Genomic DNA, 24,581 nt, shown 5'->3' on the forward strand with positions numbered 1-24,581 from the left:
ATGCAAACGGTTGCTCCACTGTCAACGCTCGAAGGTTACGACCACGTTTCGAGCGGTCACCTTCCATGCCCTGATAAGCCCATGAAGCCGGGCAAACCGAACCGATTTTGGCTACGTCGTTGACTCATGACGATCGATCGTGGTTTCTTCACTGCAAACCTTTGCAGTCTCACCCGGGAGGCGACGCGATGTCTTCGAGATCCGGTGAACGGACCCGTCACGCGGTGGTCGGCACCGGCGCCCGGGCCGAGATGTTCGTCCGGGCGCTGGTCCGGGACCATCCCGACACCGCCGAACTGGTCGCGTTCGCCGACGTCAACCAGTCCCGGATGGACGCGCACAACCGTTGGCTGGCCGAGCTGGGCCACCGGCGGGTGCCGACGTACCGGGCCGACGAGTTCGCCGCGATGCTGACCAAGGAGCGCGTCGACACCGTGCTGGTCACCACGGTGGACGCCACCCACGACGAGTACATCGTGGCCGCCCTGCGCGCCGGCTGCGACGTGGTGTCGGAGAAGCCGATGACCGTCGACGCGCCGCGCTGCCGGCGGATCCTGGACGCGGTCGCCGAGACCGGCCGGCAGGTCACCGTCGCCTTCAACTACCGCTACAACCCGCTGCACGAGCAGCTGCGCCGGCTGCTGACCGACGGGGCGGTGGGCGAGATCGGGTCGGTGCACTTCGAGTGGCTGCTCGACGTGCGGCACGGCGCCGACTACTTCCGGCGTTGGCACCGGGACAAGGCCAGCTCCGGCGGGCTGATGGTGCACAAGGCGAGCCACCACTTCGACCTGGTCAACTGGTGGCTCGACGCCACGCCGGTCGAGGTCTACGCCGCCGGCCGGCTGTTCTTCTACGGCGACGCCGGCCGCCGGCACGGCTACGCCCGGGACTACGACCGGGCACACGGCGCCCCGGACGCCACCGGCGACCCGTTCGCCCTGCGGATGGCCGAGCACCCCCGGCTGCGCGAGCTCTACCTCGACGCCGAGGCCGAGGACGGCTACCACCGCGACCAGAACGTGTTCGCCCCCGGCGTCACCATCGAGGACGACATGGCGGTGCTGGCCCGCTACTCCTCCGGCGTGACCATGACGTACCACCTCACGGCCTACGCCCCCTGGGAGGGCTACCGGGTGATGGTCAACGGCAGCCGGGGCCGCGTCGAGTTGGAGGTCGTGGAGAGCGACTTCGTCAGCCCCGGGGCCGCCGGGGCGCTCAAGGGCGCGGCGTTGCACGGCGACGAGGCCGCCGCCGAGGGCGGCTCGGCCACCCTCACCCTGCGTCCGTTCTGGTCGCCGCCCCGGCAGATCGAGGTCGAGGGGTACACCCGGCAGGGCCACGGCGGCGCGGACGCCCGGATGACGAAGGTCCTCTTCGGCGGCGCACCGGACCCGCTGCACCGGGCCGCCGGCGCCCGCGATGGGGCCCGCGCCCTGCTCACCGGCCTGGCCGCCAACCGGTCCTTCGAGACCGGGCAGGCCGTCCGGGTCGCCGACCTGCTCACCCTGCCCTGACCGACCGCGCCCGGAGCCGCGCCGCCGGGACCGGCGGCCCCGGCCGGCCCCGCCGGTCCGCCCCGTTCGACCGACCGCACCCGAGGAGCCATCCGACGTGCCGACCACTTCCCGCCCCGACCTGCTCCTCCCCGCCGACCCGGGCCTGCGCACGCTGTCCCGGCAGCTCTACGCGCTGGCGGCCGAGCAGCCGATCATCTCGCCGCACGGGCACGTCGACCCGGCGCTGCTGGCCGAGGACCGGCCGTTCCCGGACCCGTCGCGGCTGATCATCGTGCCCGACCACTACCTGACCCGGATGCTGCTCAGCCAGGGCGTTCCCCCGGCGGACCTGGGCGTCCCGACGGTGGACGGCAGCCCCGTGGAGACCGACGGGCGGACGATCTGGCGGCGCTTCGTCGACGGCTGGCACCTGTTCCGGGGCACCCCGTCGCGGCTGTGGCTGGAGCAGACCCTCACCGGGGTCTTCGGGGTGGACACCCCGCTCTCCCCGGCCACCGCCGACGCCGTGTACGACGAGGTCGCGGCCCGGCTCGCCGAGCCGGAGTTCCGGCCCCGGGCGCTGTTCGACCGGTTCCGCATCGAGGTGCTCGCCACCACCGAGTCGCCCCTGGACGACCTGGCCCAGCACGCCAAGCTCGCCGCCGACGGCTGGGGCGGCCCCGGCGGCAGGGTGGTCACCACGTTCCGGCCGGACAACGTCGTCGACATGGAGTTCGACAACTGGGCCGCCAACGTCGAGCGGCTCGGCGAGGTCTCCGGCGAGGACACCGGCACGTACGCCGGGTTCCTGGCCGCCCTGCGGCGACGCCGGGAAGCGTTCGTCGCGGCCGGCGCCACCTGCTCCGACCACGGCCACCCGACCGCCCGCACCCTGAATCTGAGCGGGTCGGAGGCGGCGGCGCTGTACGACCGGGGCCGGCGCGGGGCGGCCGACGCCGCCGACGCGGAGGCGTTCCGGGCGCACATGCTGCTGGAGTTCGCCCGGATGTCGCTCGACGACGGGCTGGTGATGCAACTGCACCCCGGTTCGGTGCGCAACCACAACCGCCGGCTGTACGCCCGGCACGGCCGCGACGTCGGCGGGGACATTCCGCAGGCCACCGAGTACCTGCACGCGCTCACCCCGCTGCTGGACGCGTACGGCAACGACCCCCGGCTGCGGGTGGTGGTCTACACCCTCGACGAGTACACCTTCACCCGGGAACTGGCCCCCCTCGCGGGTGGCTACGCGGCCCTGTACCTCGGCGCGCCCTGGTGGTTCCTCGACTCCCCCGAGGTGCTGCGCCGGTTCCGGGAGGCGGTCACCGAGACCGCCGGGTTCTACAACACGGCCGGGTTCGTCGACGACACCCGGGCGTTCTGCTCCATCCCGGTACGTCACGACGTGGCCCGCCGGGTCGACGCCGGTTTCCTCGCCCGGCTGGTCGCCGAGCACCGGCTGACCGAGGACGAGGCCGCCGAGACCATCGTCGACCTCGCGTACCGCCTGCCCAAGAAGGTCTTCAAGATCGGCGAAAGGTTGGTCCCGGTGAGCGCGAGGAGTGCAGCGCAGCGGAGCCCCGCAGTCGCGAACGAAAGGCTGGTTCCGTGAGCGTCACCATCACTTCCGTGGACGTGCACGACGTGCGCTTCCCGACCGCGGCGGCCGGCGACGGCTCGGACGCGATCAACCGGGGCGACTACTCGGCGACGTACGTCGAGCTGGGCACCGACGCCGGGCCGGTGGGTGCCGGGTTCACCTTCACCAACGGCCGGGGCAACGAGATCACCTGCGCGGCCGTGCGCGCCCTGGCCCACCACGTCCGGGGCAGGACGGTCGAGGAGATCGGCGCCGAGCCGGTGGCGTTCTGGCGCTCGCTGAGCGCCGACGCGCAGCTGCGCTGGCTGGGCCCGGAGAAGGGCGTCATCCACATGGCGACCGGCGCGCTGGTCAACGCCGTGTGGGACCTGCGGGCCAAGCTCGCCGGCAAGCCGATGTGGCGGTTCCTGGCCGAGCTGCCCACCGAGGACCTGGTGGCCAGCATCGACTTCCACCACATCACCGACGCGCTCACCCCCGGCGAGGCGGCCACCATCCTGGACGGGGGCCGCGACGGGATGGCCGACCGGCTCGCCCTGCTGGCGCGCGACGGGTTCCCGTCGTACACCACCTCCGTGGGCTGGCTGGGCTACCCCGACGACAAGGTCCGGGCGCTGACCCGCGAGGCGTACGCGCGGGGCTGGCGGGCGGTGAAGATGAAGGTCGGCGGCCCTCCCGCCGACGACCTGCGCCGCGCCCGGATCATCCGCGCGGAGATCGGCTCCGACGCGCTGCTGATGATGGACGCCAACCAGGTGTGGGACGTCGACGAGGCGATCGCCAACATGACGGCGCTGGCCGAGGTGGACCCGTACTGGATCGAGGAGCCGACGCACGCCGACGACATCCTCGGCCACGCCCGGATCGCCCGCGCGGTGACCGAGCTGACCGGCGGGCGGTGCCGGGTGGCCACGGGCGAGGTGGCCGCCAACCGGGTGATCTTCAAACAGCTGCTCCAGGCCGAGGCGATCGGCGTGATGCAGATCGACGCCTGCCGGGTCGGCGGGGTCAACGAGGTGCTCTCCGAGATCGTCATGGCGGCGAAGTTCGGGGTGCCGATCTGCCCGCACGCCGGCGGCGTCGGCCTGTGCGAGTACGTGCAGCACCTGGCGATCTTCGACTTCCTGCGGGTCGGCGCCAGCCTCGACGGCCGGATGGTCGAGTACGTCGACCACCTGCACGAGCACTTCGTCGACCCGGTGCGCACCCGGGGCGGCCGGTACCTGCTGCCCGAGGCGCCCGGCTACAGCTCGACGATGCGTCCCGAGTCGATCGCGCAGTTCCGCTTCCCGGACGGCCCGGTATGGCGGTGACCGTGGGGTCGTCCCGGCTCGGGCTGGCCGCGTTGCGCCGGTTGCCCGAGGCGAGCCGCCCGCTGTTGCGCCCCGGCACCGTGCCCGCCGGGATCGTGCACCTCGGCCTGGGCGCGTTCCACCGCGCCCACCAGGCCGTCTACACCGAGGCCGCGATCGGCGCGGCGGGCGGCGACTGGGGCATCGTCGGGGTCGCCCCGCGCAGCACCGAACTGGTCGGGACGCTCGCCGCGCAGGACAACCTGTTCAGTGTTACCACCAGGGCCGCCACCGGCGGCAGCACCCGGGTGATCGGGTCGCTGGCCGGGGTCCGGCACGCCGCGAGCGACCCGGCCGGGATCGTGGCGCTGCTCGCCGACCCGGCGATCCGGGTGGTCACGCTGACCGTGACGGAGAAGGCGTACCAGCTCGACCCGGTCACCGGCCGGCTGCGCCCGGACCCGGCGCTCGCCGCCGACCTGGCCGGCGACGGGCCGCCCGGCACGGTGCCCGGCCTGCTGGTACGCGGGCTGGCCGCCCGGGCGGCGGCCGACGCCGGGCCGATCGCGCTGGTCAGCTGCGACAACCTGCCGTCGAACGGGGTCCGGCTGCGCGGCGTGGTCGAGCAGGCGCTGGCCCGTTCCGGCGCGGCGGAGCGGGTGCTCGGCTGGGTGGCGGCGAACGTCACCTTCCCCGGGACCATGGTGGACCGGATCGTGCCGGCCAGCACGGCGGACACGTTCGCCGTGGCCCGGCACGCGCTGGGCTTCGCCGATCTGGCGGCGGTGGACGCCGAGCCGTACACCCAGTGGGTGATCGAGGACGCCTTCCCCGGCGGCCGGCCGGCGTGGGACCGGGCCGGAGCGGTGCTCACCGACGACGCCGGGCCGTGGGAGCGGCTGAAGCTACGCGGCCTCAACGGCCTGCACTCGGCCACCGCCTACCTGGGCGCCCTCGCCGGTCGGGAGACCGTCGCCGACGCGCTGGGGATTCCCGGCCTGACCGGGGTGCTGCGCCGCCTCGTCGCCGAGGAGGTGGCGGTCAGCTTCGCCCCGCCGGCCGGGGTGTCGGTGGTCGAGTACGGCGACGAGGTGCTGGGCCGCTTCGCCAACCCGGCGATCCGGCACCGCACCCTCCAGGTCGCCCTGGACGGCTCGCAGAAGCTGCCCCAGCGGATCCTGCACACCATCGCCGACCTGCGCGCGGCCGGCCGTCCGGCGCGCTGGTCCGCGCTGGTGGTGGCCGCGTGGGCGCGGTTCGCCTGCGGGCACGCCGACGACGGCGGCGCGCTCCCGCTGGTCGACCCGCTCGCCGACCGGATCCGGGGCGCGCTGGCCACCGCCGGCGGCACCCCGGCCGGGGTGGTCGACGCCCTGTTCGGGCTGCGTGAGGTCTTCCCCGCCGTGGTGGCCGACGACGACGAGGTGCGGGCCGACGTCACCGACTGGCTGGCCGCCCTGCACCGGCACGGGGTGGCCGCGACCCTGGCCGGTGCGGCGTGAGCGGCTCCCGCCCGGGGGCCGCCCCGGGTGGCGCCGGCCGGTCCGGCGCCGCGTCGGCCGGGGGCCCGCCCCGGGTGGCGGTCATCGGGGCGAACGGGCACGGGCGCTGGCACCGCCGGGCGATCGCGCCGCTGCACGCCGCCGGCCGGGTCCGGCTGGTCGCCCTGGTCGACGTACGCCCGATCGAGGAGGAGCCGCAGGCACCGGTGCCGGCCGGCGCGGTGGTCTTCACCGACCACGCCGCGATGCTCGCCGAGGCGAAGCCGGACGTGGTGGTGGTCTGCACCCCGCCGCACACCCACCTGCCGATCGCGCTGGACGTGCTGGCCGCCGGGGCGGACCTGCTGCTGGAGAAGCCGCCGGTGCTGTCCACGGCCGAGCACCGGACGCTGACCGCCGCGCTGGCCGACACCGGCCGGTCCTGCCAGGTCGGCTTCCAGGCCCTCGGCTCGGCCGCGCTGGCCGAGCTGACGGCGGCGGTGACCGGCGGGCGGCTCGGCACGGTCACCGGCATCGCCACGGTAGCGGCCTGGCAGCGCTCGGACGGCTACTACGCCCGGGCCCCGTGGGCCGGCCGACGGACGCTGAACGGCCGGCCGGTGCTCGACGGGGCGCTGGCCAACCCGCTCGCGCACGCGGTGATGCAGTGCCTGGCGGTGGCCGAGGCGGTCGCCGGCGCGCCGGTGCGGCCGGCGGTGATCGAGCTGGAGCGCTACCGGGTCCGCCCGATCGAGGTGGACGACACGGCGGCCCTGCGGGTCGTCCCGCGCTCCGGGCCGCCGATCGTCGCCGCGGTGACCCTGGCCGGCGAGGACTTCGTCGCCGGGGAGGTGATCGTGACCGGCACCGCCGGCCGGGCGGTGCTGGAGTACCCGACGGACCGGCTGCTGCTGCCGGGCGACGACGTGCCCTGGGAGGTACCGGGGCGGCGCGGCCTGCTGGAGAACCTGCTGGATCACCGCGCCGACGGGACGCCGCTGATCGCCCCGCTGGCCCGCACCGCGCCGTTCACCGCCGTGCTGGAGGCGGTCCGGGTCTCGCCCGAGCCGACCCTGCTCGGCGGCGACCTGGTGACCGCAGCCGGCAGCGGGCCGGACCGGGTGCTGAGCGTCCGTGGTGTCAACGGGGCGCTGCGGCGGGCGGCCGAGTCCGGCGCGCTGCTGTCGGAGCTGGCGGTGGCGTGGGCGGTGCCGCCGGCACGCACCGAGCTGATGGAGGAGAAGCACTCGTTACGGAATCCGCCGCACCGACAGACCACTTCGGAGAGTCCCTGATGCGTCCACGCGTTCTCGGGGCGGCCCTGGTCGCCCTGTCCCTGTCAGTCGTACCGGGCACGGCGGCGTCGGCCGCCCCCGGTGCCACCGCCCCGGTGCCCGACCCCGTCGAGCGGCTCGCCCGCCAGGCGCTGCCGGCCGGCGACGGCTGGGCGGCCGACGGCGTCGGCACCACCGGCGGCTCGACGGCCGCCGCCGACCAGGTCCACCTGGTCCGCAGCCGGGCCGAGCTGGTCCGCGCCCTGGGCGGTGACAACGCCACCAACCGGGCCAACGCCACCCCCAAGGTGATCGTCGTCGACGGCGTCGTCGACGGGTTCGAGGCCGACGACCGCAGCCTGCTCGACTGCGCTGACCTGGCGGACCCTGGGTACTCGCTGCCGGCCTACCTGGCCGCGTACGACCCGGCGGTGTGGGGCATGACGCCGCCGACCGGGGTGTTGGAGGCCGCCCGGGTGCGCTCGGTGGCGAACCAGACGCGACAGACCCAGATCAACGTCGGCCCGAACACCACCATCGTCGGGCTGCGCGGGGCGATGCTGACCGGGCTGACCCTGATGATCGACAGCGCCAGCAACGTCATCGTGCGGAACCTGACCTTCGACGACGCCCGGGACTGCTTCCCGGCGTGGTCGCCGACGGACGGCGCCACCGGCAACTGGAACTCCCAGTACGACCAGATCTCGGTGCGGCGCAGCGAGCACGTCTGGGTCGACCACAACAGCTTCACCGACGGCGACAACCCGGACAGCGCCCAGCCGGTGCACTTCGGCCGGCCGTACCAGGTGCACGACGGGTCGCTGGACATCACCCACACCGCCAGCCTGGTCACCGCCTCGTACAACCGGTTCGTCGGACGGGACAAGCTGATGCTGATCGGCTCGTCGAACACGGTCGGGCCGGACGTCGGCCGGCTCAAGGTGACCCTGCGCCACAACCTGTTCGACAGGGTGCTCCAACGCCTGCCCCGGGTCCGGTTCGGCCAGGTCGACGTCTACAACAACTGGTACCGGCTGGCCGGCGAGGACTTCCAGTACGCCGTCGGCGTCGGGGTGCAGTCCGCTCCGTACGTGGAGAACAACTACTTCACCCTCGGCGCGGGCCTCGCCGCCGGGGGCCTGCTCTACGACTGGGGCGGCACCGCCGTCACCACCCGTGGCAACTGGGTCCGCGCCGGCGGCGACCGGGCGCGTCCGGTCGACCTGGTGGCCGCGTACAACGCGACCCACGATCCCGACCTGGGCGTCGACGCCGGCTGGACGCCGGCCCTGCGCAGCGGCCAGGTGCTGCCCGCGCCGCTGGTCCCGCTCGTGGTCGGCGCGCTGGCCGGGGCGAACCGGCTGCCGTTGTAGAGACCCCCGGACGCGCCGCCGATCGGCTTCGCCTCGGTCGACGCGCTCGGCCAGAACGGGACCACCGGCGGCGCGGGCGACCCGACCGGCACCGTGGACACCCCCACGGGTCACCTCACCCCTGTGAGGGCGGGGCCCCTGCCCGACGCGCCGCGGCGGCAGGGGCCCTGCCCGCACGCCCCTGCGTGCCGGGGAAGCGGGCCGGCCCCGCCCACGGCCTCACCCGGCCGCCCGGCGGTGCCGCCAGAGGCGGGCCGCCACCAGCACCACCAGCAGGGCCAGCAGCACCTCTCCGCCCAGGCCAAGGCGACGCTCCAGCAGCCGGTACGAGGCGCCCGCCAGGTAGCCGAGCACCGCCACGGTCACCGCCCAGAGCACCCCGCCGGAGACGTTGGCCAGGGTGAACGTGACCCGCGGCATCCCACTGAGCCCGGCGATCCCCGGCACGAGGGCGCGCAGCGCCGCCACCCAGCGGCCGAGCACGACCGCCACCGCGCCCCGGCGGCGGACCAGGTCCAGCGCCCGCCGCAGTTCCCCGGAGCGGACCAGCCGGCGGGGTGTGCGGGACAGCAGCCGGCGGCCGTACCGGCGGCCGATGAGGTAGCCGGTCTGGTCGCCCAGCGTCGCCCCGACCACCGCCGCAGCGGCCACCGCCCAGAGTGGCAGCCGCCCCGAGTGCGCGAGCACTCCGCCGACCAGCACCGCGACCTCCCCCGGCACGAACAGCCCGAGGAAGGTGGACGCCTCCAGCGCGGGAAGCAGGAAGACCAGGGCGAGCACCAGCGCGGGCGGCGACGTCACCAGCACCGCGAGCACCCGGTCCACCCGGCCATTCTCCCCAGACGGCGAGGGCCGTTGACGCCGATCACCGTTTCCGGCCACCGCCGGCCCGTGCCGCCCCCGCACGGCGTCCCGGAGGAAACCACGGTCCCGCTGGTCGAACGGGCGTCTGTCAGCGGCTGACCCGCGCGGTTGCCGTCGCAAGGCCGACGACGGTACCCACGGACGGTGAAGATCAGCTATAAGTGGTCCATGGACTTCCCGCCGTACCTGGCCACCATGCCGATGCACGCGATCACCGAGATCCACGGCGAGCCCGGCCTGCTGGAACGGTTCCGGCTGGAGATCCGCGCATTCGACTCCGACGCGCGGGCCCGGCTCACCGCCGCCCTCGACCTGGCCGCCGAACTGCACCGCGACGACCGGCGCGTGCGCGAGCCGTACCTGAACCACCTGCTGCGGGTGGCCATCCGGATGATGCACCACTACCAGGTGCGCGACCTGGATGTGATCGTCGCCGGCCTGCTGCACGACGCGGTGGAGGACCACCCGGCGGAGCTGGCAGGTCTGACCGAGGGCCACCCGGCGGGGCCGGCGGGCCGGGCGGGGGACCACCCGGCGGGGCCGACGGCGGACGGGCCCACGGCGGGGCCGGTGGTCGCGGCCGGCGACTGCACGGCGGCGGCGCTGGCGGTGCTCGCCGCGCGGTTCGGCCCGCGGGTCGCGCGCCTGGTCGCCGCGGTCACCAACCCGGCGTACGACCCGGGGCGCGACCGGCACGCGCAGTACCGGGAGCACGTGGCGGCCAGCCTGGACCGGGAGCCGTGGGCCCGGGTCATCAAGGTCTCCGACTTCACCGACAACGGGGTCGGGGTGATCCACGCCGTCGGCCCGAAGGTGTTCTCCCTGGCGGCGAAGTACCGGCCGCTGGTGCCGGTCTTCCGGGAGCTGATCGCCCGGCCGGACACCCCGCTCGCGCCGACGGTGAAGGCGCACATCTTCAGCCAGCTCGACCTCGCCGAGGAGCGCTTCAGCGCGATCCTCGACCATCCGGTGAGCGCCACCTGAGGCCGGCACCGCCGTCGGGGTGAGTTTGGGTGGCTCTAGTACTCCAGCCCCGCCTGATGAAGTCGAAGTCTTCTCTGGTAGCGGGCTTAGCGCGGTACTGGTGTCGGCGTCACCATCGTGACCATCGATGCATGTGGTCGATAGTCCGGGTGGTGGTGTTCAGATGTGCCGGGAGACGGCGGACCTCACCGAGGGTGAGGGGGATGAGCCTCTCATGATCAGGTTCGAGGTCCCTCTTTTCGCGTGGGCGGCGGTGACGGCAAGGTAGGCGCGGGCCCAGGGCCCCGGCAAAGTCGCGAGGTGTCCGATTCTGCCCGAAGTTCATCCACCTTCCGGGAATCCCGTTCCGCACCTCAGGATGGCCGGAGATCATGGAAGGAATTGGCCCCTCCAGGGGCCAATTCCTTCCATGATCTCCCGCGCGGTCAGTCGTGCCGTCGGAAATGGCGCTCCTGGTAGTGGTGCGCCGTACGGGGGCCCGGGGCCTCGGTTCCGCCGAACCTCAGCTGTTCCACACCCGGCAAAGTCGTGAGGGCCTCCGGCTTGGCAGGCGCCCGGGGATGCGCGCGCTGCCCACATCGTCGGCCCCTGCCGGGTCGGTCTGCCCTGCGTTGGTCCCTATGGAGCTGCCCCGCCTGTGCGGTCGGTGGAGTGGGAGCGTGGACGGGGCAACTCCATAGGGGCCGAAGGGCAGGTCCCCGACCGGGTGGGGGCAATTTGTCAGGTCGCCGCCCGACTGCCCGGCGCACGGGCGGGGCGGCGTAGCGGCGGCCTCCCCGGCATTTGGGCGAAGCCTGGGCGCGGGCCCCGGTCCAGCCAATCTGACAAGAGGGTGGCCCGCCGATCATGACTTGGCGCTGTCGAACCAGAGCCTTCGCTTGGTTTGGGCGGTGAACGATAGGGCTCGGGCCGTACGCCGAACCTCTTTCGATTCAGTCCGACGCGTCCATCAGGGCGGTGATGTAGGCATCTAGGCGCTCCTCCACGGCCCGCGTCGTCAGGTCTGTCCTGCCTGCCTCGCGCCAGGGCTGCGAAACCGACTGCACCTCTTCTGAGCACGCCAGCGCGTCCCGCACTTGCCAGTACAGCCGCTCGCTCGCGTGCGCGGCCAGCACCCCGCCGACCTGCTCATACGCCTGCGCGAACTGCGGGCCCCAGGCCGGGCCGTGCAACAGCGCGAGATTGGTGGAGCAGTGCGCCACATCGAGATCCGCCGGGCCCCATGAGGTCCCTGCCCAGTCGACGACGCCGGTGATCTGGGCACCTGCCGGCCCGAGGGACGGCAGGTCAAACAGCACGTTGCCAGGTTGAAAATCCCGGTGCAGGAATCGCCCTTCGTAGGGCGGCGCGGGCTTGCGGATGACGTCGATCGCGGCGGCCCAAGCCCCCGCGTCGGCGCCCTTCGGAGTCACGACGGTGTCAGCGGTCGTCATCGTCGCGTACTTTTGGGGCCGCTTGGTGGGTCGCACCCCGTGGATCCCTACGAGTTGACGGGCAAGCAGGAGAACGCGGGTTTCCACGCCCTCATCGTGGAGGATCATCCGGCCTGCCAGATTCGTCATCAGCAGCGATGGATACTCGCAATGCGTGGCGGTCGGATCGACCGCGACCAGTCCGGGAGCTGGCACGCTGGTCTGCGTGAGCAGGGATAAGGCGTCGGCTTCCCGGTTCAGCCAGTCCTCGGCGTGTCCTACATAGAACGGGTCGACGAAGCTTCGCAGCACCAGGAGGCGGGTGCTGCCGTCCGGCCTGCCGATGGTCAGCCTCCACATTTGGGCAGTGATGCCGCCGTGCAGCATCTCGGTCCGGACGATTCGTTCGCCGACCTCCAGGTGCTGGCTCACCCAAGCCAGTGTCAACGGTAGGACAGACGCCGCGTCATCGTGGTTGGTCACCGTGACACCTCATCATCCGGAGGGCAGCATCCGCGCGGCCTTAACCTCGTTGGCCGAGCCCTCCGGCCTGGCATGTCGGACCACCGGTGTGACAAACGGTCCACCCGACCTGATACAACGATCGACGTCCGCGCCAGCAAATCGCCCAAACCCGTCCACCACCCGACGATTTCATCGATCAACACAAGCGCGACAGCCTGTCCATCCTCGCCACCCAGCAACCCGACGCCGACCCGCAGGTCATCGCGTTGACCGTCGCCGAGATCCGCCGACTAAGGAGCGTCAGTCCTGCTCGTCGAGGAGCGGGCGGAGTTGCTCCAACAACCGAGCCCGGCTGACATTGCGCGGCAGGTCCACCTTCAGGTCGATTCCCGGGCCGGTGACCGTCAGGGTCACCGAGGGGCGAGGGTCCCGCAGCCGCCAGTTGCGAATCGCGGCCACCAGGTCGCCCAGCTGGGGCTGCAACGCGGCGAGTGCGGCGAGGTTCGCCAGCAGGCCCGTCCCTTCGACGGCAAGGGTGATCGCCGACAGGTCACGAACGCCCTCGTACGGCAGGTCCAGTTCCTCGAAGACCTCGGCCGGCAGCAGCAGCTTGACTACGGTCATTCCTCGCCTCTCACCAGGCCCGCGATCCGCTCGCGGGCGGCTTGATCCAGTGGGTGCAGCGACGTCGACGCGACGGCGCCGCTGAAGAATCCCTGCACGTGGTGGATTCCCAGGTCGTAGATCTGCTTGAGGGTCACCGGCGCCGCGTCGTCGAACCCCTCCACGATGACGGCCCGGGGCGTGGGGGCCTGCCCGAGGTCGCTCGCGTGCCGGGACACCCGCGCCACCAACGCGAGTTCCTCCAGCGCCATCGGATGGTGCAGCACCGCCCGGTCGACCTTGATCTGGGTCAGCGGCAGCTCCGCCATCCGGGCCAGCGAGGCGTACCCGACGCCGAAGTCGTCGACGGCGAAGCTGATCCGAAGCTCCCGGGCCAGCTCGGTGAGGCGGCGGTGGAAGTAGAGCAGCGGCTCCTGCGGCCACCGCTCCCCCGGGCCGGGCTGGATCGCGTCCTGCTCGGAGATCTCCAGCGTGAGCGTGCGCGGATGCATGGCGGCCTCGGCGAGCGCCCGGCTCACCTGGTTGAGGTAGGAGTCGCTGAGCAGCGAGCGGACCGCGACGTTCACCGACAGCGGCTTCGTGCCGTGCCACGGGGCGTCCGCATCCGCGGTGGCGTACGAGTGGATCGACTTGGCGAGCAGCAGCGAGTCGCGTTCGATGATGAAGCGGTCACCCCAGACGTACGCCATCTGTAGCGCGGCGAGTGGCGCGCGGAGCTCCTTGTCGCTGCGGCGCGCGAGGGCCTCGAAGCTGTGGATGCTCACTCCGGCCGGGCGCAGGTCCAGCTCCACGACGGGCTGGAACACCATGATCATGGAGTCGACCAGCTTCTGGTAGAGGCTGAACGCGTACTCGTACAGGTTCAGTGGCAGCCGACCGAAGGCGGTGCGCAGGGCGGTCACCACCTGCATCTCGGCCTGCAGCGGGTCGCCGAGGAGATTCGAGTCCCACAGGGCCCGGAGCATGACGGCGAGCGGCTCGCCCATGTCGAGCAGCGCGACGGCGGGGTCGACGACGGTCAACGTGAGGATGCGATCGTCCTCGTAGGAGAGCGGAACGCAGAGCAGCCGCAGGCCGGCGTCGTTCGAGACGATGTGCCCAGGCATCGACGTGCGGTACCGGATCGCGTCGGCGGAGCTCAGCTCCAGCAGCGGTCGCAGCTCCTCCTTGTCGAAGCGGGCGGTGGAGTCGGCCACCCGGATGGCCGGGCCGGAGAACTCCACCACGGCCACGGAGGCCGCGGCCAGCGCGTGCCGGACGATCTCCACCCGCTCGGCGTGCCCGCGCTGCTGGGACGCCCGCATCGGGTGGGCCTCGGACCGGAAGACCCGACCGAGCAGTTGCACGATCGAGCTGGACTGGTCCTCAAGGGGGTTCTTGCAGGGCCGGGTGGTGCTGGGGTTGGCGGGCGAACTCTGCAGCCGACGCTCGTGCCGCGAGGTGGGCGGCTGGACCAGCACGGTGGTCGGGCCCCACATGTGCACGAGTTGGACCGGCGGGGGTTCGAGCCCCTGCTCGGCCACGAACGCGGCCATCTGACCGAACGACACCCGGCCCCTGTCGTCCGCGGCGCCACCGCGAAGAGCACTGAGCAGGTGGTACGTCAGCACCCCGTGCCCGTACTCCTCGTCCTCCCGCGCCGCCACACCGTTACGGCAGGCCAGCAGCGCGCTGTGCCGGTCGACCCGGGTGCGGTAGGTCTGCATCGCCTCGGCGTGGCGCAGGTCGGCGTCCAGGTAGATCCCGGCGTGGCAGCAGTCGAGGACGAGGAAGGAGGTGCCGGCGAAGGTCTCGAAGACGTCCCGCTTGAGGAAGGCCATCCGCAGGCCGTTGTCCGGCTCGCGGCGAAGGGCGTCCGGGTTGAGGTCCGCCGTGACGAGGTACGCGTCGAGCTGGGTGCTCCACTCGGGCACCAGCGCGTGGCCGGCGAAGTACACGAGCAGCACGTCGGAGGGGCCGGAGTCCAACGCCATCTCGCGAAGCCCGGCCTTGATCTCACGCCAGGTCGCCTCCGCGCCGACGTACATCTTGATGTCGGCGTCGTCGAAGGTGCCGATCTCCTCGTCGAGCAGCACCCCCCGGACGGCCTGGACATCGCGTTCCGCGTATCGCAGGGCGGGCAGCCGAACGTCGCTCCCGCCCTGGTTGACCCCGATCAGAACCGCCCGCCGCCGGCTCGGCGCCATGCAGAACCCCCACTGGATGATCCGCCCACGCTGACGAGACGGAGTCGGAGCAGCGCTCAGGGCGAGGTTATCGGTTTCGACGAGCGTCCTTGATCCGACCGCCGAGTCAGATACCCGTCAATGGTGGAATCGGCCGGCGGGCACCGGTCTTGCCACCCGGGTGGACGGCCGATCGGAAGACTCAGCGGGCCACGAACAGACCCGGGGGCGGAGTGTGCGTCGACGCCCAGGTCTCCAGGGCCGCCCGGTCCACCAGCGCGATGTCGAGTTGCTGGGCCAGCCGCGCGCCGTCGCCCGCCGTGAAGAAGCTGTTGGTCACGATGAGGCAGAGTTGGCCCCCGTGCACCTCGCGGCAGGTCCCCGCGAAGCGCTGGATGGCGGCGCTACCCACCCGGTTGCGTACGCCCTGCCGCTTGCACTGCACGACCACCCGCCGCCCGTCCGGCGCGACGGCCACGACGTCGGCGCCCCGGTCCCCCGACCCGCCGGTGACCGTGACCTGCCGGAACCCCGACGCCTCCAACAGCCGGGCGAACCATCGCTCGAACTCCGGCCCGGACATCTCGTCCGTCACCGCGATCAGCCGGTCCCGCCGGGCTTGCTCCGCCCATTGTCGAGCCTGCTCAGCCCGCTGTCGGGCCCGCTGCCCCGCGCGGGCGAAGAGCAACGCGGCGACGGCAAGACCGACGACCGCCACCAGGAGGATCGACCAGTACGGGTGCTGCCGCACGAAGTCGACCGCCAGGACCACGAGCACCAGCACGGACACGCCCCCGACGAGCAGCGCCGCGCTCCCGGCACCGCCACCGGACCGACCACGGCGGGCCACCCCGCCGCCCCGAGCGCGCCGCCGCTTTCGGTAGTGGGCCCGGACCCGGGCACCGTCGCGGCGGATGTGGGACTTCACGTACGGCATGCGGCACCTCCGACGACGGGACACCAGCTTGCCGATCGGCGGGGACAGAATTCACGCCCCGATGGCGGTTCTGTCGGCTACCCGTCACGCCGGCCCCGACCTCGTCCGCCTACGGCTCCCGCATCCAGGTCTTCGGATCGGTGACGAAGACACCCTTGCCCTGGTGTCGTCGGATGACGCGCAACGCCTCAAGGCGCACGTAGACCATCTTGACGGTAGACGGGCTGACCTGGTGGGTCGCCGCAAGTTGCGCGATCGAGGGCAGCCTGTCGCCCGGCCTGAGCTTCTCGGCCCGGACGTCGGCGACGATCTCGTCGGCGATGCGGATGTAGTCGGCGGTGATCGGCATGGCCTTCCCCCTGCGTGGCACGCCAATTTGATCACGCAAGGACACCCTGCGACAACTCAGAGTTTGACTAAGACGACTGGGACAGCTAAGTTGACTCCTGCCTCTCCCCTTGCGTGGCAACAAGGAACAGAGGCATTCCCCCGGTCGGGGCGGGCACCCCCTGCCCGCCCCGACCCACCGGGCCGCTCTGCCGTCGTACCGCCGAAACGGGCTGCGGCGACGGAGCGGGCGGGCCGTCCGCAGCCGGCGCGGACGACCCGCCCTTCCCGACCCACCGCACGGACCCTGCACGCTTCCGGCTGCCCCGGAAAGGACCGTCGTGGCCCAGGTGTATCGAGGCGGCCAGCTCTACGGAACGGGCCGGCCGGCCCGGCTGACCCCGCAGGAGGTGCGTACCCGGGCGTTCGACCCGCGTCGGCGCGGCGTCGATGCCGATCAGGTACGCGAGTTCCAGACCCGGCTGGCCGACGAGCTGACCGAGCTGTACGAGGAGGTGCGGCTGCTCGTACAGGAGAACGACCGGCTCAAGCGGGCGCTGCGCGACTGGCAGATCATGCATGCCCAGGAGTGCCGCCCGCCGGAGCAGCGACCACCCAACCGGGGCCGCTGGTAGCGATGCGCCCCTCCCCCGGCGACCTGCTGACCGTCGACGGCCGGGCCTCGGTGCAGTTCGCCGGGGACCGGGCCCTCACCTTCCGCGTCGTGTCGGTTTCCGACCAGCCGACGTACCACGGCTGGATCTGGCTGACCGGCTACGTACTCGACCACTGCGGCCTGGCCACCGCCAAACGCGAGGTGTACGTCCAGCTCGCCGGCCTCCGCCCCGCCCTACCGCCGACACCGCATCCCCGCCGGACGGCACCACGCGCCGTACGGGCGGGTTGACCTGCCCTGGGGTTGGTCAGGCGGCGAGGGCGGCGTAGCGGCCGGCGCGGTCGAGCAGGCCCTCGTGCGTGCCTGACTCGACGATCCGGCCGTGGTCGAGCACGGCGATCTGGTCGGCGTCGCGCACGGTGGAGAGCCGGTGGGCGATCGTGATCGTGGTACGTCCCCGGGACAGCTCGTCGAACGCCCGTTGCACGGCGCGCTCGGTCTCCGTGTCCAGCGCGCTGGTGGCCTCGTCGAGGACCAGCACCCGGGGGTCGCGCAGCAGGGTGCGGGCGATGGCGAGGCGCTGCTTCTCCCCGCCGGAGAACCGGTGCCCCCGCGAGCCGACCATGGTGTCGTACCCGTCGGGCAGTGCGACGATGAGATCGTGGATCTGGGCGGCGCGGGCCGCGTCGGTGATCTCGGCGTCGGTGGCGTCCGGCCGGGCGTACCGCAGGTTCTCCCGCACGGTGGTGTGCAGCAGGTACGTCTCCTGACTGACCACGCCCACGACGGCGGCCAGGTCGGTCAGCCGCAGGTCGCGCAGGTCGATGCCGTCGATGGTGATCCGCCCGGCGGTGGGGTCGTGCAGCCGGCTGACCAGGGCCGCGAGGGTGCTCTTGCCGGAGCCGGTGTGCCCGACGAGAGCCAGGCCGGTGCCGGCCGGCACGTCGAGGGTTACCCCGGCGAGCGCGGCGGTGTCGCTGCCCGGATAGGTGAAGGTGACGCCCTCGACGCGGACGTGGCCGCGCACCCGGCGCGGGTCGATCTCGACCGGGCGCTCGGGGTCGTCGACCTCGACGGGGAGGTCGAGGTACTCGAAAATTCGGGCGAACAGCGCCATCGAGGCGGTGAGCGAGACACCCACGTCGAGCAGGCCCATGAGCGGCCGGAACAGCCCGCCCTGGAGGGCGGTGAAGGCGACCAGGGTGCCGATGCTCAGCGTGCCGGCGGTCCCGGGGAGGCCCGCGCCGAGGTAGATGAGCGCGGGGATGGCGGCGAAGATAACGCTCATCGAGGCCATCCGCCAGCGACCGGCGAGGTCGGAGCGCAGTTCCAGGTCGACCAGGCGGGCGGACGAGGCGGCGAACCGGTCGATGAGCGCGTCGCCCGCGCCGAGGGTCTTGCTGAGCTGCACGCCGCTGATCGACAGGCCCTCCTCGATGGTGACGTTGAGGTCGGCCAGTTCGCGCTGCCGCTGCGCGGTGATCTCGCGACGCATCCGGGCGACCCGGCGGGTGAGCCAGATCGACGGGGGCAGCACGACCAGGGAGATCAGCGACAGCCGCCAGGACAGCGCCGCCATGGCGACGACGGTGGCGACGACCGTGGTGAGGTTCGACGCGATCGAGGTGGCGGTGGAGGTGACCACCGTCTGCATGCCGCCGATGTCGTTGGTGATCCGGGACTGCACCTCGCCGGTGCGGGTGCGGGTGAAGAACGCGATCGACTGGCGGTGCAGGTGGGCGAAGACGTCGGTGCGCAGCCGGTGCATGACCTGCTGGCCGACGCGGGTGGAGAGCCAGGTCTGGACCACGCCGAGGGCCGCGGTCACGACCGCGACGGCGACCATGCCGAGGACCAGCCGGACCAGCAGGGTCAGGTCGCGCTCCGGCAGGGCCCGGTCGATCACCGTACGCAGCAGGAACGGCGACGCCATGGCGACGACCGAGGAGACCACGATGATCGCGGTGACGGTGCCGAGCTGCCAGCGGTGCGGGGCGAAGAGCCGGCCGATGCGGCGCAGCGACACCTGCCTGGCCTGGGCCTTCTCGGCGGGGCTAACGGTGCGGGAGCCGCCCCGGCCCTCACGGTGGGTGGGGGGTGTGTCCAAGGGTGTGCCTTCCGATCGGGGGAACGATTATGCTGAGGTTACCTCATCATGAGGTGACAACAGGAACTGCTGCTACGGTATTCCGGTGACCGCCGACGACCGCGCCCCCGGGCCGGCGCACCCCGCCGGGGCTGGCGACGAAAGCCCCGGGGAGCACGAGGAGGGCCTGGCAGAGAGCTTCTGGGCCGTCGCCCGGCGGTTGCGTCACCTGTCCCGGCAGACCCTCGAACCGTGGGCGATCAACCCCGGGCACTCCCGGGCCCTGGGCGTTCTGACCCGGCACGGCGCGATGCGGCTCAGCGCGCTCGCCGAGCACCTGCGCATCGCGCCGCGCTCCACCACCGAGGTGGTCGACGGCCTGGAGGAGCGGGGGCTGGTCGCCCGCCGCCCCGACCCGGTCGACCGGCGCGCCACCCTGGTCACGTTGACCGACGAGGGCACCCGGGTCGGCGCGGCGATCCGGGCGTCCCGGCACACCGAGGCGGAACGCCTCTTCGGCGGGCTCAGCCCGACCGACCGGGCCCACCTGGCCCGCATCCTGCGCACCCTGCGCGACTGACCCGCCGCCCGATTCAGCCGAACAGGATCGTCAAGCCGGCGCGTGCAGACTCACGCAGCACCGCCGAGCCCGCCCGTCCGTGTGTCGCCACCAGTCCGACTCGACGGACCGGCCGTCCGGCAGCACGTCCGCCGACGGTCCGTCGACCTGGACGAAGCCGCACGAGGCAAGCCAGCGCCCGCTGGCGACTCAGTCCGACGGACGGTTCACCGACCGCTGCGGCGGGCGGCCAGGATGGCCAGGACCTCGGCGCGCACCCGGTTCGGCTCGCGTACCAGCCTGCGGTGGGCGAAGCGGACGACGAGGATGCCACGGGTGGCCAGCAGCGCGTCGCGGCGCAGGTCGATCTCCCGCTGCCCCGGCTCGCCGTGGGCGGTGGCCCCGTCCAACTCGAAGTCGACCCGTTCCCGCTCGGCGTAGACGTCGAGGTACATGGTGCGCCCCTCGATCCGTACCCGGAACTGCCGCCGCAGGCGGGGCATCGCCGCGCCGGTGAAGACATGGTCGTGCCCCCACACCTCCAGCGGGCTGCGGCAGCCGACGGCCAGCCGGTCCAGCAGCGCGCGCAGCTCGGCGCGACGGGTGAGCCGGGGCGTCCCGGCGAGCGCCGACCGGACCCGGGCCGGGGTGGTCAGGCCGTCGTTGACCGCGCGGATCAGCGGGGCGGGACGGTCGACGGCCGGCAGCAGCGGCCAGGCGTCGACCAGCGCCCGTTCCAGCCGGACGACGGGCACACCCCGGCGATTCAGCGCGTGCGGCGGTGCGGGACGGAACCCGCGCCGGTGGTGCAGCACGAGGTACGGCCGGGAACGCAGCCCCGACCCGGCCGGCACGTCGAGGTGCACCGGCTCCCCGTCGGGTTGCCCGCGTACGCCCCAGGCGTGCAGGGCCGTGGGCCCGCCGAGCGCCGCCCGCCCGTCCCCGTACGCCAGCGCGGCGCGGTGCCGCAGCTCGGGCGGGAGCCGGGCCAGCGACGGGACGAGGGACGAAGCGGAGGGCGAGACGGAGGGCTGGACGGTTGGTGGGGCGAGCGGAGGGGCGTTGGGTGGGAGACCGGGCGGGGCGTTGGGTGGGGGTGCCAGCCGGGCGTCGACATACACGCCGGGCAGCACCCGAAGCAGGCTCCCTGCACCACAGGCCCGGCGCAACGTCCACTCCGGGACTACCTGGACGGCGGCGGCCCAGGTCAGCAGACCACCGTGCCGACGCAACAACTCACTGAGCTCACCGTTCACGCGGCTGACCGTGGCCCGCCCGCCCCGCTTCCGCCACCCCGCAACACCGATCTGTGGACAACCCGCCCCGCTGTGGATGACGGCCCACAGGCCCCGGCGGAATGCTATGGAGATCGTCTGTCCTGTACCGGCGTCCCACCCGGCGTGTCGCGCCGGTGACCAGCAGACGATCAAGGGGCCGCGAGGAAGCCGGCCGGGGGCGGGGCGGGGCGTAGGGAGGGGCGTAGGGGAGCTGGTCGGGGGTATGCCGTGGGGTGGGTGTTGGTGGGCGGGTGGTGGTGGTTGGGGGTGGGTTCTCCGGGCTTGCCGCTGCGCTGGCGCTCGCCCGCGCGGGGTGGGACGTACGGGTGGTGGAGGCCCGGGAGCGGGTGGGCGGGCGGACGCTGACCCGGTGGCTGCCCGACGGCACCCAGCTCGACCTGGGCGCGCAGTGGCTCGGCCCCACCCAGGACCGGATGTACGCCCTGGTCGCCGAGCACGGCCTGACCACGTTCCCGTCGGCGGCCCTCGGCGCGCCGGTGCTGCGCTGGGACGGGGAGCGCCGCCCAGAGCCGCCGGAGTCCACCGCGCGGGTGCTGGCCCGGCTCGACGCCCTCGCCGCGCGGCTCGATCCGGTGGCGCCCTGGCGGGCTGCCGAGGCGCCCGAGTGGGACCGGCTGCCGTTGTCCGGTTGGCTGGCCGAGGCCGCAGGTGATCCGGCGGGCGCCCGGTACCTGGGCCGGCTGCTGGCCGGCGGCCTGCTCGCCACGGGTCCGGACGAGATCTCCCTGCTTCAGATGCTGTTCTACCTGCGCAGCGGCGGTGGCAGCGCCCTGCTGCTGGGGATGGCCGGCGGGGCGCAGCAGGACCGGGTGGTGGGCGGCCCGGCGGCGCTGGCCGAGCGGATGGCGCAGCGGCTGGCGGCCACCGTGGGGCCGGGGGCGCTGTGCCTGGGCGCGCCGGTGACGGTGATCGCGCAGGACGCCGGCGGGGTGCTGGTGCGCACCGACCGGGACGCGTACCCCGCCGACGCGGCGGTGGTCGCCGTGGCTCCGGCGTTGGCCGGTCGGATCCGGTACGACCCGCCGCTGCCGGCGCTGCGCGACGGGTTGACCCAGCGGATGCCGATGGGTTCGGCGGTGAAGGTGCACGCGCTCTACCCGGAGCCGTTCTGGCGTGCCGGCGGGCTCTCCGGCGTCGGCACCAGCGCGACCGGGCCGGTGACCGAGACGGTGGACAACGGCACCCCGGACTCGACGCGCGGGGTGCTGACCGCGTTCAGCTACGGCGACGAGGCGCGTGAGCTGCGCGGGATGTCTCCGGACGCCCGGCGGGCGGCGGTGCTGGACGCGCTGGTGGCCATGGTCGGCCCGGACGCCGCCCGCCCGGACGGGTTCGTCGAGTACGACTGGTCGGCCGACCCGTACACCCGGGGGTGTTTCTGCGGGGTGTTGACCCCCGGCTCGTGGCGCGGCTACGGGCCGGCGCTTCGCCCGCCGGTGGGGCGGGTGCACTGGGCGGGCACCGAGACGGCGGTCGGCTGGACGGGCTACCTGGAGGGGGCGGTACGCGCGGGCGAACGCGCGGCGGCCGAGGTGACCGCCGGGACCAGCTGACAGGAACAGCCTGCTGTCGCGACCGGCCGGCCGGACTTCATACGAGTCGAGTTCGACACGAGCATCGGGGGCAGGCCTTCGACACGCTGGGCGAGCCCATCCGGCAGCACCTCGGCATGCCCCGCAAACCCGGCCGGCTGAGAGTCCAGGTTGAAACTCGGCGGCGGGTGTCGGGGGCGGAGGGCAGACTGTCGGCCATGTCGCCTCGATCCGTCGCCGACCTGGTGGCCCTGCACCGCGCCGGTAAGCCGGTGAAGTACCTGCACTTCTGGGGTCACCGGCCCCAGCGGGACGGGTCCGTCGGGACGGGCTGCCTGAGCCAGTGGTGGCCCGCGCCGTTCACCGTGGACGGTCGGGTCTTCCACACCGCCGAGCACTGGATGATGTGGAGCAAGGCCGTCCTCTTCGGCGACGACGCGGTGGCGGAGCAGGTCCTCGCCGCCGGGCACCCGCAGCGGGCCAAGGCCCTCGGCCGCCGGGTCCGCGGCTTCGACGAGGCCGTCTGGGCGGTCCACCGGTACGACGTCGTGGTCGCCGGCAGCGTCGCCAAGTTCGCCCAGCACGCCGACCTGCGCGCCTTCCTGCTGGCCACCGGTGCCCGGGTGCTGGTCGAGGCGAGCCCGGTGGACCGGGTGTGGGGCGTCGGCCTGGCCGCGGACGACCCCGCCGTCGAGAACCCGGCCCGCTGGCGGGGCGACAACCTGCTCGGTTTCGCCCTGATGGACGCCCGGGCGGCCCTGCGCGCCTGATCCGATCACACCGACCGCCCTTGCCGGGCACCCATCGACGTCACTCAGGGTGATTTGAGGGGTGCCCGGCGGGGCGACAGCGCACTCGTCGAAGTCTGCTAATACGTATTAGCATCTATCCTTCTCCGATCTTCGTCGCCCGGCCGGCCCCCCGTCAAGGGGCCACTTCGATCCTGGGGCGGAACGGCCGCGAGGGGCGAAAGCGCGTCGGCGGCCCCGGGCACCGGCGAGCTAATACGCATTAGTTCAGGGAGTTCATCGCGAGAAAATCTCCAGAGAGCCCTTGACATCTCCCCGGGTCGGGGGCGAGAGTCCTCTCCAACGCCGATCGCTAATACGCATTAGCACCAACCGGAGGACTCCCCCGTGCCCTCTTCGCCGCGTCGCGTCACCCAACGTGACATCGCTCGCCTGGCTGGCGTCAGTCAGGCCACCGTGTCCCTGGTGCTCAACAACCGCTCCGACGCCGACGTGCGGATCGCGCCGGAGACCCGGGACCGCGTCCTGCGGACCATCGAGGAGACCAGCTACGCCGCCGACCCGGTGGCCCGGCGGCTGGCCGCCCGGTTCAACCGGATCATCGGCGTCTTCACCTACGAGCCGGCGTTCCCCAGCGGCAGCCGGGACTTCTTCCACCCGTTCCTGCTCGGCATCGAGGAGTACGCCGAGCGGGTCGGCTGCGACCTGCTGCTGTTCACCAGCGCCCCGGTCGTCGACGGGCGGCGGCGGATCTTCCACCAGGACAACCGGCTGCGGCTTGCCGACGGCTGCCTCCTGCTCGGCCGGGAGATCGACGCCGCCGAGCTGCACCGGCTCAACCGGGACGGCTTCCCGTACGTGGCGGTCGGCCGGCGCAACGACGCCGGCGGTCCGGTCCCGTCCGTCGGCGCGGACTACGCCGCGGCGGTCGACGCCCTGACCGGACGGGCCCTCGGCTACGGGCACCGCCGCCTGGCGTACCTGTCCATGGGCACCCACGCCGAGTCGTCCGAGGACCGGCGGCGCGGCTTCGCCGCCCACGGCGGCGCGGCCGAGAGCGCCCGGGAACTGCCCACCGCCGGGCGCGACGCCGACGCCATCCTCGACGACCTGCGCGCCGACCGGACCACCGTGGTGTTCGTGGAGGACTTCGCCACGGCGGTGGCCCTCGAACTGGCCGCCCGGCGGCGCGGCCTGACGGTGCCCGGCGACCTGTCGGTGGTGACCCTCGGCGACCCGACCGTGCCGCTGCCCACCGACCTCACCTTCACCGGCTTCCACATCCCCCGCGAGGAGATGGGACGCCAGGCGGTCGAGGTGCTGACCTCGGTCATCGACGGCAGCGCCGACGGCGTGGGGCAGCGCCTGCTGCCGTGCCAACTGGTCGAGGGGGACACCCTCGGCGCCCCCGATCCGGCGGTCGACCGCTCCTGAGCGGCGATCG

Annotated in this window: 21 protein-coding genes; 13 read left to right on the plus strand and 8 right to left on the minus strand. The window is 73.1% G+C overall.

Annotation, left to right across the window (positions count from 1 at the left end; translation table 11 throughout):
• The first annotated feature begins 188 nt into the window (after nt 1-188).
• The 6 genes from ACFYZF_RS09705 (at nt 189) to ACFYZF_RS09730 (ending at nt 8,519) form a co-directional block, all read left to right on the plus strand.
• On the plus strand, nt 189-1,517 hold the full coding sequence (locus ACFYZF_RS09705) for a Gfo/Idh/MocA family protein (RefSeq protein WP_387017663.1): 1,329 nt from the start codon (nt 189-191) through the stop codon (nt 1,515-1,517).
• Nucleotides 1,518-1,614: 97 nt separating this feature from the next.
• Nucleotides 1,615-3,111, plus strand: coding sequence for a glucuronate isomerase (uxaC, locus tag ACFYZF_RS09710; RefSeq protein WP_387017665.1), 1,497 nt, complete (start codon nt 1,615-1,617; stop codon nt 3,109-3,111).
• Entirely contained in the window at nt 3,108-4,412 is a 1,305-nt protein-coding gene (locus ACFYZF_RS09715) for an enolase C-terminal domain-like protein (protein ID WP_387017667.1), read from the plus strand. The genes uxaC and ACFYZF_RS09715 overlap by 4 nt, the downstream gene beginning before the upstream one ends.
• The gene (locus tag ACFYZF_RS09720; protein WP_387017669.1) at nt 4,403-5,893 is read left to right on the plus strand and encodes a mannitol dehydrogenase family protein; all 1,491 of its coding nucleotides are present in this window, start codon (nt 4,403-4,405) and stop codon (nt 5,891-5,893) included. The genes ACFYZF_RS09715 and ACFYZF_RS09720 overlap by 10 nt, the downstream gene beginning before the upstream one ends.
• Complete coding sequence (locus tag ACFYZF_RS09725; protein ID WP_387017671.1) at nt 5,890-7,167, plus strand: Gfo/Idh/MocA family protein; 1,278 nt, start codon at nt 5,890-5,892, stop codon at nt 7,165-7,167. Before ACFYZF_RS09720 ends, ACFYZF_RS09725 begins: the two co-directional genes overlap by 4 nt.
• Nucleotides 7,167-8,519, plus strand: coding sequence for a polysaccharide lyase family 1 protein (locus ACFYZF_RS09730; RefSeq protein WP_387017672.1), 1,353 nt, complete (start codon nt 7,167-7,169; stop codon nt 8,517-8,519). The genes ACFYZF_RS09725 and ACFYZF_RS09730 overlap by 1 nt, the downstream gene beginning before the upstream one ends.
• Before the next feature lie 219 nt (nt 8,520-8,738).
• Here ACFYZF_RS09730 and ACFYZF_RS09735 read toward each other — a convergent pair whose 3' ends face one another.
• Nucleotides 8,739-9,344 (minus strand): DedA family protein, encoded by a 606-nt coding sequence (locus ACFYZF_RS09735; protein ID WP_387017673.1) that lies wholly within the window; start codon nt 9,342-9,344, stop codon nt 8,739-8,741.
• Nucleotides 9,345-9,551: 207 nt separating this feature from the next.
• Between ACFYZF_RS09735 and ACFYZF_RS09740 the strand changes: the two genes are divergently transcribed.
• Nucleotides 9,552-10,367 carry a phosphohydrolase gene (locus ACFYZF_RS09740; RefSeq protein WP_387018401.1) on the plus strand — a complete coding sequence of 272 codons (816 nt, stop codon included), beginning with the start codon at nt 9,552-9,554 and terminating at the stop codon, nt 10,365-10,367.
• Nucleotides 10,368-11,299: 932 nt separating this feature from the next.
• Here the strand turns inward: ACFYZF_RS09740 and ACFYZF_RS09745 are convergent.
• From ACFYZF_RS09745 to ACFYZF_RS09765, 5 genes are all read right to left on the minus strand, one after another.
• Nucleotides 11,300-12,211 carry a phosphotransferase family protein gene (locus tag ACFYZF_RS09745; protein ID WP_387017675.1) on the minus strand — a complete coding sequence of 304 codons (912 nt, stop codon included), beginning with the start codon at nt 12,209-12,211 and terminating at the stop codon, nt 11,300-11,302.
• Nucleotides 12,212-12,544: 333 nt separating this feature from the next.
• A complete protein-coding gene (locus tag ACFYZF_RS09750; RefSeq protein ID WP_387017677.1) occupies nt 12,545-12,868 on the minus strand; it encodes a hypothetical protein in 324 nt (107 codons plus the stop codon).
• The gene (locus ACFYZF_RS09755) at nt 12,865-15,054 is read right to left on the minus strand and encodes an EAL domain-containing protein (RefSeq protein WP_387017680.1); all 2,190 of its coding nucleotides are present in this window, start codon (nt 15,052-15,054) and stop codon (nt 12,865-12,867) included. The genes ACFYZF_RS09750 and ACFYZF_RS09755 overlap by 4 nt, the downstream gene beginning before the upstream one ends.
• Before the next feature lie 181 nt (nt 15,055-15,235).
• Nucleotides 15,236-15,970: a restriction endonuclease gene (locus ACFYZF_RS09760; RefSeq protein WP_387017682.1), complete on the minus strand. Its 735-nt coding sequence runs from the start codon at nt 15,968-15,970 to the stop codon at nt 15,236-15,238.
• Nucleotides 15,971-16,079: 109 nt separating this feature from the next.
• The gene (locus tag ACFYZF_RS09765; RefSeq protein ID WP_387017684.1) at nt 16,080-16,319 is read right to left on the minus strand and encodes a winged helix-turn-helix domain-containing protein; all 240 of its coding nucleotides are present in this window, start codon (nt 16,317-16,319) and stop codon (nt 16,080-16,082) included.
• 319 nt (nt 16,320-16,638) lie between these two features.
• Here ACFYZF_RS09765 and ACFYZF_RS09770 point away from each other — a divergent pair, with 319 nt between their 5' ends.
• Nucleotides 16,639-16,932, plus strand: coding sequence for a DivIVA domain-containing protein (locus ACFYZF_RS09770; RefSeq protein WP_387017687.1), 294 nt, complete (start codon nt 16,639-16,641; stop codon nt 16,930-16,932).
• A gap of 2 nt (nt 16,933-16,934) precedes the next feature.
• Entirely contained in the window at nt 16,935-17,204 is a 270-nt protein-coding gene (locus ACFYZF_RS09775; protein ID WP_387017689.1) for a hypothetical protein, read from the plus strand.
• Between the two features lie 16 nt (nt 17,205-17,220).
• Here the strand turns inward: ACFYZF_RS09775 and ACFYZF_RS09780 are convergent, their stop codons facing one another.
• Nucleotides 17,221-19,020, minus strand: a complete 1,800-nt coding sequence (locus tag ACFYZF_RS09780) for an ABC transporter ATP-binding protein (RefSeq protein WP_387017691.1) — start codon at nt 19,018-19,020, stop codon at nt 17,221-17,223.
• 166 nt (nt 19,021-19,186) lie between these two features.
• Between ACFYZF_RS09780 and ACFYZF_RS09785 the strand changes: the two genes are divergently transcribed.
• Nucleotides 19,187-19,579 carry a MarR family winged helix-turn-helix transcriptional regulator gene (locus ACFYZF_RS09785; protein ID WP_387018403.1) on the plus strand — a complete coding sequence of 131 codons (393 nt, stop codon included), beginning with the start codon at nt 19,187-19,189 and terminating at the stop codon, nt 19,577-19,579.
• Nucleotides 19,580-19,785: 206 nt separating this feature from the next.
• Here the strand turns inward: ACFYZF_RS09785 and ACFYZF_RS09790 are convergent, their stop codons facing one another.
• Nucleotides 19,786-20,814, minus strand: coding sequence for a DUF559 domain-containing protein (locus ACFYZF_RS09790; protein ID WP_387017694.1), 1,029 nt, complete (start codon nt 20,812-20,814; stop codon nt 19,786-19,788).
• A 272-nt stretch (nt 20,815-21,086) separates the two neighbouring features.
• On the opposite strand from ACFYZF_RS09790, the gene ACFYZF_RS09795 reads away from it, so the two are divergent.
• The 3 genes from ACFYZF_RS09795 to ACFYZF_RS09805 all read left to right on the plus strand — a co-directional run bounded on the left by ACFYZF_RS09795 (nt 21,087) and on the right by ACFYZF_RS09805 (nt 24,571).
• A complete protein-coding gene (locus ACFYZF_RS09795; protein WP_387017697.1) occupies nt 21,087-22,409 on the plus strand; it encodes a flavin monoamine oxidase family protein in 1,323 nt (440 codons plus the stop codon).
• A gap of 197 nt (nt 22,410-22,606) precedes the next feature.
• Nucleotides 22,607-23,158: an NADAR family protein gene (locus ACFYZF_RS09800; RefSeq protein WP_387017699.1), complete on the plus strand. Its 552-nt coding sequence runs from the start codon at nt 22,607-22,609 to the stop codon at nt 23,156-23,158.
• 366 nt (nt 23,159-23,524) lie between these two features.
• On the plus strand, nt 23,525-24,571 hold the full coding sequence (locus tag ACFYZF_RS09805; RefSeq protein ID WP_387017702.1) for a LacI family DNA-binding transcriptional regulator: 1,047 nt from the start codon (nt 23,525-23,527) through the stop codon (nt 24,569-24,571).
• The last annotated feature ends 10 nt before the right edge of the window (nt 24,572-24,581 follow it).

This window comes from Micromonospora sp. NPDC001898 (assembly GCF_042891255.1).
Lineage (GTDB): Bacteria > Actinomycetota > Actinomycetes > Mycobacteriales > Micromonosporaceae > Micromonospora.